This is a genomic window from Lysobacter sp. A421, assembly GCF_054052145.1.
Map to the genome: position 1 here is coordinate 1 of NZ_JBSVRL010000004.1, position 12,859 is coordinate 12,859.

General features: G+C 61.9%; 13 protein-coding genes. 11 read left to right on the forward strand and 2 right to left on the reverse strand.

Annotation, left to right across the window (positions count from 1 at the left end):
* Positions 1–605 precede the first annotated feature (605 nt).
* The 7 genes from ACW7G6_RS11420 to ACW7G6_RS11450 all read left to right on the forward strand — a co-directional run bounded on the left by ACW7G6_RS11420 (position 606) and on the right by ACW7G6_RS11450 (position 8,104).
* Complete coding sequence (locus tag ACW7G6_RS11420) at positions 606–962, forward strand: transposase (RefSeq protein WP_456998287.1); 357 nt, start codon at positions 606–608, stop codon at positions 960–962.
* Between the two features lie 46 nt (positions 963–1,008).
* Positions 1,009–1,764, forward strand: a complete 756-nt coding sequence (locus tag ACW7G6_RS11425) for an IS3 family transposase (RefSeq protein WP_456980135.1) — start codon at positions 1,009–1,011, stop codon at positions 1,762–1,764.
* Between the two features lie 17 nt (positions 1,765–1,781).
* Positions 1,782–2,303, forward strand: a complete 522-nt coding sequence (locus ACW7G6_RS11430; protein ID WP_456980134.1) for an MBL fold metallo-hydrolase — start codon at positions 1,782–1,784, stop codon at positions 2,301–2,303.
* A gap of 827 nt (positions 2,304–3,130) precedes the next feature.
* Complete coding sequence (locus ACW7G6_RS11435; protein WP_456980133.1) at positions 3,131–3,571, forward strand: MarR family winged helix-turn-helix transcriptional regulator; 441 nt, start codon at positions 3,131–3,133, stop codon at positions 3,569–3,571.
* A gap of 65 nt (positions 3,572–3,636) precedes the next feature.
* Complete coding sequence (locus ACW7G6_RS11440) at positions 3,637–5,148, forward strand: aldehyde dehydrogenase family protein (RefSeq protein ID WP_456998288.1); 1,512 nt, start codon at positions 3,637–3,639, stop codon at positions 5,146–5,148.
* Between the two features lie 258 nt (positions 5,149–5,406).
* Positions 5,407–7,662, forward strand: a complete 2,256-nt coding sequence (locus tag ACW7G6_RS11445; protein WP_456980131.1) for an ATP-binding cassette domain-containing protein — start codon at positions 5,407–5,409, stop codon at positions 7,660–7,662.
* Entirely contained in the window at positions 7,643–8,104 is a 462-nt protein-coding gene (locus tag ACW7G6_RS11450) for an SMI1/KNR4 family protein (RefSeq protein WP_456980130.1), read from the forward strand. The genes ACW7G6_RS11445 and ACW7G6_RS11450 overlap by 20 nt, the downstream gene beginning before the upstream one ends.
* 120 nt (positions 8,105–8,224) lie before the next feature.
* Here ACW7G6_RS11450 and ACW7G6_RS11455 read toward each other — a convergent pair whose 3' ends face one another.
* Positions 8,225–9,148, reverse strand: coding sequence for an IS110 family RNA-guided transposase (locus ACW7G6_RS11455; protein WP_456980129.1), 924 nt, complete (start codon positions 9,146–9,148; stop codon positions 8,225–8,227).
* Positions 9,149–9,376: 228 nt separating this feature from the next.
* Between ACW7G6_RS11455 and ACW7G6_RS11460 the strand changes: the two genes are divergently transcribed.
* Positions 9,377–9,883 (forward strand): GNAT family N-acetyltransferase, encoded by a 507-nt coding sequence (locus ACW7G6_RS11460; RefSeq protein WP_456980128.1) that lies wholly within the window; start codon positions 9,377–9,379, stop codon positions 9,881–9,883.
* 208 nt (positions 9,884–10,091) lie between these two features.
* Here the strand turns inward: ACW7G6_RS11460 and ACW7G6_RS11465 are convergent, their stop codons facing one another.
* Positions 10,092–10,337, reverse strand: a complete 246-nt coding sequence (locus tag ACW7G6_RS11465; protein ID WP_456980127.1) for a winged helix-turn-helix transcriptional regulator — start codon at positions 10,335–10,337, stop codon at positions 10,092–10,094.
* Positions 10,338–10,457: 120 nt separating this feature from the next.
* Here ACW7G6_RS11465 and ACW7G6_RS11470 point away from each other — a divergent pair, with 120 nt between their 5' ends.
* From ACW7G6_RS11470 to ACW7G6_RS11480, 3 genes are all read left to right on the forward strand, one after another.
* Positions 10,458–11,441, forward strand: a complete 984-nt coding sequence (locus tag ACW7G6_RS11470) for an aldo/keto reductase (RefSeq protein ID WP_456980126.1) — start codon at positions 10,458–10,460, stop codon at positions 11,439–11,441.
* Between the two features lie 215 nt (positions 11,442–11,656).
* Positions 11,657–12,133, forward strand: coding sequence for a mobile mystery protein A (locus ACW7G6_RS11475; RefSeq protein WP_456980125.1), 477 nt, complete (start codon positions 11,657–11,659; stop codon positions 12,131–12,133).
* Positions 12,130–12,741 carry a mobile mystery protein B gene (locus tag ACW7G6_RS11480; protein WP_456998289.1) on the forward strand — a complete coding sequence of 204 codons (612 nt, stop codon included), beginning with the start codon at positions 12,130–12,132 and terminating at the stop codon, positions 12,739–12,741. The genes ACW7G6_RS11475 and ACW7G6_RS11480 overlap by 4 nt, the downstream gene beginning before the upstream one ends.
* Positions 12,742–12,859 lie beyond the last annotated feature (118 nt).

Consider the following 12,859-nt stretch of genomic DNA (forward strand, 5'->3'; position numbering starts at 1 on the left):
TCGCCGTTTTCGGACGTGCAATTGCCCCGCTTCAAGGGCAACGCCGTGCCTTCCATGTGTTTGGTAGATCAATCATGAAGAAGTTATGTGGCTGCTTGGATCGCCAGTGACGCCCAACCATTCCATCGAGCGGACATCCAAAGGGCTGCGCCCTTCGGCTGCCGCTCATGTCAAACGTTAGGCGCCAAGGGCAGCAATGCGCAAGTTCGTATCCACAAGCTCACTCATTCTGGTCGCCGTCGGCGTCGCTACGGCTGCAGTTGGCGTCCTCTTTACGTTTCCCGAAAATCCGCTTATCTGGCACGCGGCCACGTGGACGCTTGTCGCGGCGCTGGCTGGCCTGCTGGTACTTGTCCTTGTCTCGGGCTACGTTCTGGCGACGGATCGAGCAGCGAGGACGTGGCAGCGCACTACGGCGTTTCTGATCGGCTTCACGTGCTTGGTGGCGATTGCGATCGGGTCACTTTAGATCGCACACTTGGCGCGTGGGCACCCACCAGGGTCGCAACGTCGGTTGGCGCCTAACAATTCATTCAAGCCGAACGGATAGGATAGTTCCTACGCTTTAGTGGACACCCTGAACTACCACTTCAGGAGTCCTCACCATGCCCAAACCAGGTCCGCGAACCACCTACCGATATACCGATGATTTCAAGGCGACAGCCGTCCGTTTGAGCCAGTTGCCCGGAGTCGCGGTACAGGATGTTGCTGCATCGCCTTACATCCATCCTTTCATGCTGTCTCGTTGGCGCAAACAGGCGCGCGAGGGTGTGATCATGACGAAGGGTGTGGCGGTGGATAAGGCCGTGGCGGCAGAGCTCAAGGAGCTGCGCCGCGTGAAGAAGGCCTACGAGCGGCTGAAGCTCGAGCATGACCTTTTAAAAAAAGCGATCGCATTCACTTCCGGTCGAAAGGTGACGTCTTCGCTTTCATCAAGCAGCAGCAGGACCTCCACTCCGTGAGGTTGTTGTGCCGACTGTATGGCGTCAGCACGAGCGGGTTCTACGCATGGCGCGATCGGCCAGCCCACGGACCCTGGAGGATGTGCGCCTGCTCGGGAAGATTCGCCAGATCCATGATGACAGTCGGCAGACCTATGGCAGCCCGCGCGTGCACAGGGAACTGCAAAACGAGGGCGAGCCGGTCGGACGCCGTCGGATCGAGCGATTGATGCGAGACAACGCCGTGCGAGGCTGCTTGGCCGACCTGTATCGACGCTGCCCGGGTGTGGATCGCTTCTTCTCCAGCGTCGACAATCACGTCCATGAGCTAAAGGTGGATCGACTCGATCAGGTGTGGGTCACGGACGTGACGTACTTGAAAGTGTCGAGCACGTGGCGCTACCTGGCCACGGTCATGGACCGCTACTCGCGACGGTTGCTGGGCTGGTCGCTGGGCTCGGACCGAACGGCTCGCCTCACCCGTCGGGCGCTGGCCGCCGCCTTGCGCCAACGCAAGCCGCCCGCCGGCACGCTGTTGCACAGTGATCGCGGTGTGGAGTTTCTGGCCAGCGATTTCAAGCAGGCGCTGGCCAGCGCCGGGTTGGTGCAGAGCGTGAACCGCCCGCATCGCATGACCGATAACGCGCACATGGAATCGTGGAACAAATCCATGAAGTCCGACATGTACCACCGCCAGAACTTCACCAGCGAGACCAAGCTCAGAGCTGCCGTGCGCAGCTACATCGATTTCTACAACAGCAAGCGCTTACACTCAGCACTGGGCTATCGCTCTCCCGTCGAGTTCGAAGCCTTGGCTGCCTAACCAAAGAGTGTCCACTTTTGCGTAGGAACTCTCTCCTCAATACACACGCGCATTTCGATCACGCGGGCGGCATCGCGCAACTCGCGCATGACACGGGCGCACAGGTCATTGCGAGTGCCGCGGATACGTCAGCGCTAGAACGCGGTGGTCGCGGCGACCCGGAATACGGCGACAAGTTTCCATTCCCGCCGGTGAATGTGGTGCGCACGATGAAAGACGGCGAGCATTTGCAGCTTGGTGACCTGATGTTGACCGCACATGCAACACCCGGGCACACCAAGGGCAATATGACCTTGACGTGGATGTCGTGCGAGGACAAGCGCTGTCTGCACATGGTGGACATCGGTAGCCTGTCGGCGCCCGGCTACAAATTGGTTGAGAATTCAAAGTACCGGGACATCGTCAAGGATTTCGAGCACAGCTTCGCGATGGTTGCGACGTTGCCTTGCGATATCGCGCTCAATCCGCATCCCGGCGCGGTACATTTCTGGGCACGCGTGGCCAATCGCAAACAAGGCGATGTGAATGCATTGGTCTGACCCCACAGGATGTCGCGGCTACGCGAAAGAGGCACGCGAAAATTTCGAAGCGGAATTAGCAAATCAACGCACGGGCGCTGCTTTGGTAAAGTAGCAGCGACTTTTGGGTTAATGTCAGCACAAGATGCCACAGTTGCTCGAAGTGGCGCCCAACAAATCGCTGCAGCCGACCGCCATCCCGCTATGCGGTCTGTCGGCGGCTGAGCTCAGGCGTTAGGGCTATCCGCATGAGACTGATAATTTCACTATTTGTCTTGGTCATGCTTACCAGCTGCGCAACTTCTCCGCCGGAGTCGACGCCGCCTGGGACGGCGGCGATTGACGCTGAAGCTGCCCGCCTCATGAAGACTGAAAACGTACAGGGAATGGCACTTGCTGTCGCCCCAAGAACGGGGTCGGGTTTACTTCTTTCGTGCAGTAAGGGCCGGTAACTCAACCCGACCCCGTTCTTCGGTACGGAGTTCAACGCCAAGGTTCTGGGGCAATGCTCCAGGGAAGCGTCCGATCGGTTTGGCGGCTGCGCCAATCACGTCACGCGTGGCAGGTCCACTGGAGACATGTGCGTTCACTAGGCATCAGGAAACACATGTTCGCTATTCGCGGCCAAGCTCAAGCCACGGACGCTCCATTCATAGCGTCGTTGCAATAGGCGCATGCGCTCGCCCCTCCGCTCCTGGCGGCCGTCAACGCCCATCTGACGGGTAAAGGCTTGGTGCAATCACTGTAAAGTCAGCCTAACCACGTTACTGAGCAATGGGGTTTAGAAGGGCGGCGCACGAGTTCGCTGGACCAACACCCTGAACGCCCCGCGCCTTGATAGGAATGACATGCCGCTTGATCAAGACATCGAGATACTGGATTTAATCAATGCGATTGCACATCAGGCAACCGCAGGCATGCAGCGTGCCTTGAAGGACGCCGGGATCGGGTTGGCCGCAATGGAGGCGCGGACGCTGCGCTTTGTTTCGCGCCACCCCGGGTGCACCCAGAGCGACATCGTTCGCGAGAGCGGCCGTGACAAGGCGCAGATCGCGCGTGTTGTCAAAGTGCTGCTGGAACGAGGCGACATCGCGCGCCTGCCAAACGAACCGGACCTGAGGCGCGGGCGTCTGCGCATTACGCCCGAGGGTTCGGTATCTTACGAACAAGCAGAGCACCTGCGATCGGAGGTGGCCGCTTCAATGGTCGGGGGAGTAACGGCGAAGGAACGAACGCAACTCAGCCGGCTTCTGCGCCGGGTGGTGAAAGGCTCTGCTGCGGTTAAGTAGCTAGTTGACTTTATCAACCGATTTGGGTCAAATGTTGATCAGGTCAACTGTCTGTTGGGCATGTCATGGGCGAAATCGAATCGATAGACACCAGTGAGGCACGGGCGGCATTGCGCGCCAAGCTTGCCGCGCAGACGCCGCAGATCCTCATCGGTGGGCGCTGGAGACAGTCGCGCTCGCGGAAGATCTTACAAGTGGACGACCCGGCCGATGGTAGCCAGCTCGCCGCGGTGGCGGCAGGTGACGACAGGGACATCGACGATGCCGTGGCGGCCGCGCGCGCGGCTTTTCGCCAGGGACCCTGGTCGCGCTTGCCCGCTTCCCGCCGCGCCGCGATGCTCTTCGCCCTCGCCGATTCCATTGAACAAGAGCAGGTGGAGCTCTCCCTGATGGAGTCGCTGGACGCGGGTCATACCGTACGCTCAATTGAAGGCGGCGATTTGCCGTTGGGCATCCGCTCCTTGCGCGATTACGCCGGATGGGCCACCAAGGTGGCTGGCGAGGTATCAATGCAACCGACGGGTGTGCCAGCGATGGACTATTTCCTGCGCGAGCCGATCGGCGTCGCCGCCATCATCACGCCATGGAACGCGCCCTTCCTCATGGTGTTGCAAAAAGTTGCCGCCGCGTTGGCCGCAGGATGCACGACCGTCGTCAAGCCTGCAGAATTGGCGCCATTGACGGCCTTGCGGCTCGGCGAACTGTGCCACCAAGTAGGCATCCCGGACGGCGTAGTCAATATTGTCACCGGTATCGGCGCATCGGCAGGCCAGGCGCTCGCGGAACACCCCGACGTCAACATGATCAGCTTCACCGGCTCAACTTCCGTCGGCAAATCGATCATGGCGGCGGCCGCGCACAGCAATCTCAAGCGAGTGGTGCTGGAACTCGGCGGAAAGTCGCCGGTGCTGGTGTTCGCCGACGCGGACCTGGACAAGGCCGCGCGGGCAATCGTTGCCGAGATCACTTTCAAAAGCGGCCAGTACTGTGCAGCCGGCTCCCGCGTCTTCGTGCAGCGCTCGGTCTATGAGCCTTTTCTCGAACGGCTCCGGCAGGCAATGGATGTGTTGCGTATCGGGCCGGGCTATGACGCTTCGAGTGACATGGGGCCGATGATTTCAGCGCAGCAGCGTGCCCGGGCCCTTGACATCGTCCAGCACAGCGTCGCGGCTGGCGCCCGGGCCATGCGTGGCGGACGGGCTCGCACTGGGCCCGGCTATTTTTTCGAACCAACGATTCTTGTAGACACCGTGCAGGGCATGCGCGCATCGCGCGAGGAAATCTTCGCGCCCGTTCTAGTGGTCAATGCTTTCGACGACGGGGCGCCACTGGAAGCCGTCGCCGGATTGGCCAATGACACCCAGTACGGCTTGTCGGCCAAACTCTGGACCCGCGACATGCGAACAGCCCACACCCTTATCCGGCTGCTGGAATCCGGCCAAGTGATCGTGAACGGGGGCGGCGGAGAAGCGACGCTGCCCTTCGGGGGCTTCAAGCAATCGGGCTATGGCCGAGAAAATGGCCATGTTGGCTTGTCAGCGTTTACCGAAATCAAAGCCGTTCGTCTCGGGTACTAGCAATAACGGACGGCTACGCCGCCGCTTAACTCCAGCGTTGCATTACACAACTTGTAATACGAAGTGAGCAAAGGTGCGGTCGTTGCCCTTGCTGGTGCCCAAGAGCCTCACTTGTGTAACGTACAACCTGACAGTTCAGTCAAGCGGACGCGCTGGATGTACGTGGTTGACCAGTTCTACGACAAGCGGCATTCAGATGCAGCCAAGCACCGCGCGCGACGCTAGATGACGGCTCCTCGTCCAAATCGAAACGACGTCATGCGGGTCGTCCGTGCGCGTGAGAACAATCTGCGCAATGTCAGTATTGATATCCCGAAGAAGCTGATCACTGTGTTCACCGGCGTCTCGGGGTCGGGCAAGTCTTCGTTGGTCTTCGACACGATTGCCGCTGAATCGCAACGTCAGTTGAACGAGACCTTTCCCGCCTTCGTTCGCAACCGCTTGCCGCATTACGGTCAGCCCGATGTGGATGCGCTGGAAAACCTGTCGCCGGCGATCATCGTCGATCAGAAACGGATCGGCGGCAATGCGCGTTCGACCGTTGGCACCGCGACCGACATCTATGCTTTGCTGCGGTTGCTGTTCTCGCGGATCGGATCGCCTCCCGTGGGCGAATCTTCGGTCTTTTCGTTCAACCATCCTGAAGGGATGTGCCCGACCTGTCTGGGCCTCGGCACCGTTGTGGCCGTCGACGGGGAAGAACTGGTCGATCGCACCAAGTCGCTGAACCAGGGCGCGCTCACCTTCCTCGGCTTCAATGTCGGTGGCGCGCGGTGGAAACGCTACGTCAATTCGGGACTATTCGACAACGACAAGCGACTCGCCCGCTACACCAAAGCCGAATGGCGGCTGCTGATGCACCAAGCGCCGATGGTGCTGAAGGATCCGCCCGCCGACTGGTACAACAGTTCGAAGTATGAAGGCGTCGTCGATCGCTTCACCCGAGGGTACCTTAAGAAGTCGCCAGAGCAGTTGAAACCCGATGAGCGCGAGGCGGTAGCGCGGGTCGCGACGCGCGGCCGCTGCCCGGAGTGCAAGGGCTATCGGCTCAATCGCAGAATCCTCAGCTCGAGGATCGCAGGCCGCCACATCGGCCAGTTTGCGGCGCTGTCGGTCGCGGACCTGATCCCGGTTGTCCGCGTCATCGGCGATCCGCGGGCTGTGACGATCGTGGCGGCGACCGTCGCACATCTAGAAAGTCTTGTCGCGATCGGGCTCGGCTACCTCAGCCTCGACCGGCAGACCTCGACGCTGTCGGGCGGCGAATCGCAGCGCGTGAAGATGGTCCGTCATCTCGGCAGCAGTCTGTCCGACATGACCTATATCCTCGACGAACCGAGCATCGGCCTCCATCCGCGCGACGTGCATCAGCTCAATAGGTTGATCGTCGGGCTGCGCGACAAAGGCAACACGGTGCTGGTGGTCGAGCACGACCCGGACGTCATCGCCATCGCCGACCATGTGGTCGACATGGGGCCGGGTGCAGGAACGCACGGAGGCACGGTGGTTTTCGAGGGAACCGTGGCTGCGCTCGCCAAGGCGAAAACGCTGACTGGCCGGTTCCTGCGCGGCGGTGTTACCTTGAAGACCGAGGTGCGAATGCCTGATGGCGCGTTCCGCATCCGCAAGGCCAGACTCAACAATCTGGCGGCGATCGACGTGGACATTCCGCGCGGTGTTCTGACGGTGGTCACAGGCGTCGCTGGATCGGGCAAGACCAGCCTGATAAACGGCGTGCTGATACGCCAACACCCCGATATCGTCTGTGTTGATCAAGGGGCGCTCACGGGCTCGATTCGATCGAACATGGCGACCTATACGGGCGTGCTCGATCCGATCCGGGCCCTGTTCGCTGGGGAGAACGGCGTCAGCGCCTCGTTGTTCAGCGCAAACTCGACGGGCGCCTGCCCGGCATGCCGTGGTCTTGGCGAAGTCACCCTCGACCTCGCGTTCATGGATTCGATCACCAGCGTTTGCGAGACATGCCACGGTAGGCGCTTCCGCGACGACGTACTCGCGCTGACATACGGCGGCATGGCGATTGATGCGGTGATGAATTTGACTGCAGAAGGCGCGATCGCGTTCTTCGACGACCAGCCCGATGTACGCGATCCGCTCGAGGGCGTCGTCGAAGTGGGCCTGGGCTATCTTACGCTCGGCCAACCGCTCAGCACGCTGTCGGGTGGCGAACGTCAGCGGATCAAGTTGGCGACCGAACTCCAGAACAGCGGCCAGACCTACGTCCTCGACGAGCCAACTACCGGCCTCCATATGTCCGATGTCGCCCGGCTGATCGCCCTGATGGACCGGCTCGTAGACAACGGCTCGAGCGTGATCGCGATCGAGCACAACCTCGATGTCGTCGCGCGCGCCGACTGGATTATCGACATGGGTCCAGGCGCCGGTCGCGACGGCGGACATGTTGTCGCACAAGGAACCCCGACGCATGTCATGTCCGAAAAGGATTCGGTAACGGGAGTCTTTCTGGCGACACATGTTCGCGCGGATAACTAGCTGCGACGTGTGCGGGCCGTCTCACCTGCAAGAACGGGGTCGGGTTTACTTAAGAGAGATCGACGCTGCTGAAAGCGAACTGGGCCACAAACTTCCGGCTGTTTTGCTGCAGCTGTACGCTGCCCGCGGCAACGGCGGCTTTGGGCCGAAGTACGGGCTACTCGGCATCAGTTCTGGGCACATCACTGATCTTGGCGACACAGCGCTTAACCTGTATCGCACTTGGCGCACACCAGACCCCGAAGATCCGACCTGGACTTGGCCAGTAGCACTGCTGCCTCTCTTGCATGTCGGCTGCGCTATCCACTACCGCTTGGACTTGGCAGACCCGAACTGCCGCGTGCTCAAATTCGACCCGAATGGCCATGGCCCCGGCGACAATTGGAGCGGAGCATTTACGGTAGTCTCTCCGTCACTGAAGCCGTGGCTCGCAGGGCTCTAACAATTCGTTCAAGCCGAACCCGCTTCGCTACACCAACAACATGGCAGGTAAAGCTTGCCATGTTGTTGGCTCCGCTACGCAGGTCGGCTTAACTCAGCAACTGTCTTGTGATTAGTCGGGTCAAGCCATAATTAGACCCTCCGCACGCAGCTCATCGCGCCGCCTGGCATTGATGATGCCGAGCAGCTTGCGCATGCAGGACACCAGCGCGACCTTGCCCAACTTTCCGCGTGCACGCAGTTGCTGGTAGTGCGCCTTCATCATCGGATCCCAGCGCACGGCCGACAGCGTGGCCATGTAGAGCGCAACGCGTACCGGGGCGCGCCCGCCACGGATGCGACGCTTGCCCTGGCCCTGCCCGCTGTCACGGTTCATCGGTGCCACGCCGGCGAGTTTGGCGATCTGCCGGCGATCAAGATGACCAAGCTCGGGCAGCAGCGCCAGCGCGGTCGCCTGGAACACGGGACCGAGTCCCTTGCTGGAGCGCAGCGCGGGCGTGGCGTGTTGTTGGATCAGTGCCTTCATGGTGCGCTCGATCGCCGCCAGCTCGCGGACCAATGCGGCGATGGTGCGAGTGGCCAGCTTACGAACCGATGGCGATGCCATCGCCGCCTGTTGCTTCTGGGCTTGTAGCAGGGTGACCACCTGGCCCCGTCGGCGCAGCCAGTCGCGCAACTCGCGCTGCCACGGCGGCGGGGCGACGTACCGGCGGAGGCGATCTGCGAACATCCGGGCCATCAACGCCAACAAACGCGCATCAATGGCATCGGTCTTGGCCAGCTCGCCAGTGGCACGCGCGAAGTCGCGGGCCTGGCGCGGATTCACCCGTGCAATCCACAGCCCGGCATCGCAGCAGGCGTCCAACAGCGGCTCTTCGTAACCGCCGGTGGCTTCCACCACGATCCTGGACGCACCCAACGCCACCAGGCGCTTGATGATCTTGGCAATCCCGGCTCGGGTGTTGGGAAACCGGGCGACGCCGGTCTGTCCATCCACACCAATATCCAAAGCGCCTTTACCCACATCGATCCCTACTGCCGTCATGTCCGTTCTCCGTTACAGTTGGCCGGTCGAGAGCATCGCGCCTGAGGCCCACGCTTATCGGTTCGAGGGAAACCTCGATCAACTGTTCGGGCGCAGGGCGCGAGATCCGGCGTACGGCCCCTGCTGAATTACGGTGGTCTGACACCGAGGCGTTATCGGGCGCGCACGCCGGGCTCTCGGCGCTTAGGCTAGGGGAAACTCAAGACATAAGGTGTTAGCCAGTAGAGCATGCTTATCCGCGATTTCATTCCGGGCGAGGAAATGGAACTTCGGCGTGTATTCATGTCGTCCGTTCATACGCTTGCCTGCGACTTCTATACGAAAGAACAACTCGATGCCTGGGCGCCTGCTGCCTACGACCAGCAGAAGTGGATAAGCAAGATCACGGCCCTGCGTCCGTTCGTTGCGACAATTGAAGGTCGAGTAGTTGGCTACGCGGATCTCCAGGCGTCTGGCTACATTGATCACTTTTTCGTATCAGGAGACTCTTCTGGACGAGGCATCGGAAGCGCACTTATCCAGCATGTCCATGAAGTTGCGGCCGAGCGCGAGTTGTCGCAGCTGTCCGCTCTTGTGAGCCTTTCCGCAGAGGGGTTCTTCACCAAGCACGGATTTCTAGTGGATGAGCGCCAGACGGTAGTTGTCACGGGCATCCCAATAGCAAACTCAAGGATGAGTAAGGCGCTGCCGGCTAACAGCTCATTCAAGCCGAACCCGCGTCGCGAGTCGGATTAGTTGGCGTTGGCGAACGCGCGCTGCTGGCCGAAGGCGGACCTTGCGCCAGGCTGATCGGTGGTGCTCCCGGTCATCTTCTCGCAGCAAGAGAGTGGATGGCACTAACAAAGGGGCCAGAGGAGATATCTGTTTGAATCCGATATTTCCTCTGGCCCCTTTGTTCGCCGCCTTTGTTCGTAGTGCCGGAGGTGCGCGCTTGCATGCTGTCTTACGCCTGCGCGCGTTCCCGGTTCCGCTGCTCCTGCGCCTGCAGGATCCGGCGCAGGCTCCCTTCGATCCAGTCCGCAAGCGCCCTGACTTTCTCCGCGGCCTCCCGGCCCAGCGGCGTCAGCCGGTATTCCACGCGCGGCGGGATCACTTCATAGGCGAAGCGGCGGACGCGGGTCTCCAGCACCAGCACGCCCCAGCGGCTGGTGACGTGCTTGAGCCCCTCGCGCGAGGGGGAGGCGGCCAAGAGGAATTGGTGTAAGTCCTACACTGGTCGCATCCCCCCATCAACGGAGCGAATCCCCATGACCATCGCAGTCACCGGCGCCGCCGGCCAGCCTCTCCGCACAACAGGAACAACCGGATCATGACAACTCAAAGCAACGCCACTCCCCCGGCCAAACGCACCCTGGGCAAGACCGGCCTGCAGATCGCCCCGCTGGTCTTTGGCGGCAACGTGTTCGGCTGGACAGCCGACAAGGACACGTCGTTCGCCATGCTGGATCGCTTCATCGGTGCGGGACTCAACGCCATCGATACCGCCGATGCGTATTCGGCCTGGGTGCCGGGCAACGAGGGCGGTGAATCGGAAACCATCATTGGGCAGTGGTTCAAGGCCGATATTTCGCGCCGCGACAAGGTCGTGCTCATCACCAAGGTCGGCTCGCCGCTGGGGCCGGATCGCAGCGGCCTGTCGGCCAAGCGCATCGTGGGCGCCGCAGAGGACTCGCTGCGCCGGCTGCAGACCGATCGCATCGATCTGTACCTCAGCCACTATCCCGATGAGCAGACGCCCGTGGAAGAATCCCTACGCGCCTACGAAACCCTCATCAAGCAGGGCAAGGTGCGCGCCATCGGTGCCTCCAACCACAGTGCGGCGCAGCTGCGGGAAGCCCTGGATGTTGCCGGCAACGCTGGCCTGCCGCGCTACGACGTGTTGCAGCCCGAGTACAACCTCTACGATCGCGCGGGCTACGACGGCGAGCTGCGCGATGTGGCCATGGCCGAACAGCTGGGGGTTATCACCTACTTCAGCCTGGCGTCGGGGTTCCTGACCGGAAAGTACCGCAGCAAGGACGACCTGGGCAAGAGCGTGCGCGGCGGCGGCGTCGAGAAGTACCTCGATGCGCGCGGCCTGCGCATCCTCGCGGCGCTCGACGCGGTGGCCAAGGCGCGGAATGCCAAGGCGGCGGAAGTCGCGCTGGCGTGGCTGATCGCGCGTGAAGGCGTGACCGCGCCGATCGCCAGCGCCACCAGCGTCGAGCAGGTTGACGGCCTGATCCGCGCCACCCGACTGACGCTGACTGCGACCGATATCGCCAGCCTGGACGATGCCAGCGCCCTGGCTTGAGGTTGCGTTTGGCCATGGCCGCGGCTCCACCGGTCTATTGATGAGTGGAGCTAATAGAAAAACGGGGTCAGAAAAACGGGGTCACCAGGCTACATATTTATGACATCCCAAGGAGCTCATATGCTATATTAATGTTCATTTCATCTCCACCGAAGCGGAACTTTTTTATTCCTGTAGTGACCATTGAACCGCCATATCTGTATAGCGGAGGATCCATGACCACGACCCGTCCCATGCGACAGCTGGCGAGAAAGCGGCTGGACGAGCGCTTCGCCGCCCTTAGACCCCTGAATCTGTCCACCCGCGCCGCGCCCCGCGGCGGCTGGATCCGCGCGATCCGCGAGGCCTTGGGCATGCCGCGCCGCGAGCTCGGCCGGCGGATGGGCGTGGGCGAGAAACGGGTGATGCAGCTCGAGCGTGGCGAGGCGCAGGGCAAGCTCACCATCGAGTCGCTCGCGCGCGCCGCCGAGGCGCTCGACTGCGAGCTCGTGGTCGCCCTCGTGCCACGGCGCCCGCTGGAGCAGACCGTCATCGAGCGGCGGATGCAGCTGGCGGCCTCGTGGCTCAAGAGCCGGGCGCTGCACACGATGGCGATGGAGAACCAGGCGGTATCGCTCGACGACCTGCCGAGCCAGCTCGTGCGCGAGATCGAGCAGCAGTTCCCCGACGAGCGCCTTTGGGATCCGACTTGAGCACACCGCCCGATGCGATGCGGTCCTGGATGGACCCGGAAGAGGATGGGCAGACGCCGCTCGACCCCGACGAGGCCCAAGGGCTGAAGCCATCGTTCGTCGCGACGCGGGCCGACCTCAATGCCGCGGAGGCCATGAATATCATCGCCGGCATGAAGTTGGCCGAGTCGCAGGTCCGGCCAGGTGCCGAGGTCGCGTCGGACCTGTTCCTTCGCGAGCTGCATGCCCGGTTGTTCGGCCAAGTTTGGACGTGGGCCGGCGAGTACCGGACGACCGAGCGGAACATCGGGATCGATCCTGCGCGCATCACGATGGCAGTGCGACAGCTCTTCGACGAGGTCGCTGGCTGGCAGGAATACGGGAGCTATCCGCTTGACGAGCAGGCCGCACGGCTGCATCACCGCCTGACCTTCATCCATCCTTTCCCAAACGGCAACGGCCGCACGTCGCGCGCCATGGCCGACCTTTTCCTGCGCGCCAAGGGTGCGCCCGCACTGAGTTGGGGCGCGTCATTGCCAGCGGCCGACGTGCGCGCGCGCTATCTGGCGGCGGTGCGCGCCGCCGATGAACACGACTTCAGCCCGTTGCTCGACTTCATCCGCCTCTAGCAGCCTGTCGGACTTTGGTCGACTGAGCTACCGCAGCACCACGTAGACGCACGCCCCCTCGAGGTTGCGCCTGGCCATGGCGGCAGTTCCACCGGTCTATTTTTTTATAAGTTCAGCT

What these genes read in the sequence shown, in the direction of transcription:
- ACW7G6_RS11420 (WP_456998287.1), top strand. Translation starts at nt 606, where the DNA reads ATGCCCAAACCAGGTCCGCGAACCACCTACCGATATACCGATGATTTC.
- ACW7G6_RS11425 (WP_456980135.1), top strand. Translation starts at nt 1,009, where the DNA reads ATGGCGCGATCGGCCAGCCCACGGACCCTGGAGGATGTGCGCCTGCTC.
- ACW7G6_RS11435 (WP_456980133.1), top strand. Translation starts at nt 3,131, where the DNA reads ATGCCGCTTGATCAAGACATCGAGATACTGGATTTAATCAATGCGATT.
- ACW7G6_RS11440 (WP_456998288.1), top strand. Translation starts at nt 3,637, where the DNA reads ATGGGCGAAATCGAATCGATAGACACCAGTGAGGCACGGGCGGCATTG.
- ACW7G6_RS11445 (WP_456980131.1), top strand. Translation starts at nt 5,407, where the DNA reads ATGCGGGTCGTCCGTGCGCGTGAGAACAATCTGCGCAATGTCAGTATT.
- ACW7G6_RS11450 (WP_456980130.1), top strand. Translation starts at nt 7,643, where the DNA reads ATGTTCGCGCGGATAACTAGCTGCGACGTGTGCGGGCCGTCTCACCTG.
- ACW7G6_RS11455 (WP_456980129.1), bottom strand. Translation starts at nt 9,148, where the DNA reads ATGACGGCAGTAGGGATCGATGTGGGTAAAGGCGCTTTGGATATTGGT.
- ACW7G6_RS11460 (WP_456980128.1), top strand. Translation starts at nt 9,377, where the DNA reads ATGCTTATCCGCGATTTCATTCCGGGCGAGGAAATGGAACTTCGGCGT.
- ACW7G6_RS11470 (WP_456980126.1), top strand. Translation starts at nt 10,458, where the DNA reads ATGACAACTCAAAGCAACGCCACTCCCCCGGCCAAACGCACCCTGGGC.
- ACW7G6_RS11475 (WP_456980125.1), top strand. Translation starts at nt 11,657, where the DNA reads ATGACCACGACCCGTCCCATGCGACAGCTGGCGAGAAAGCGGCTGGAC.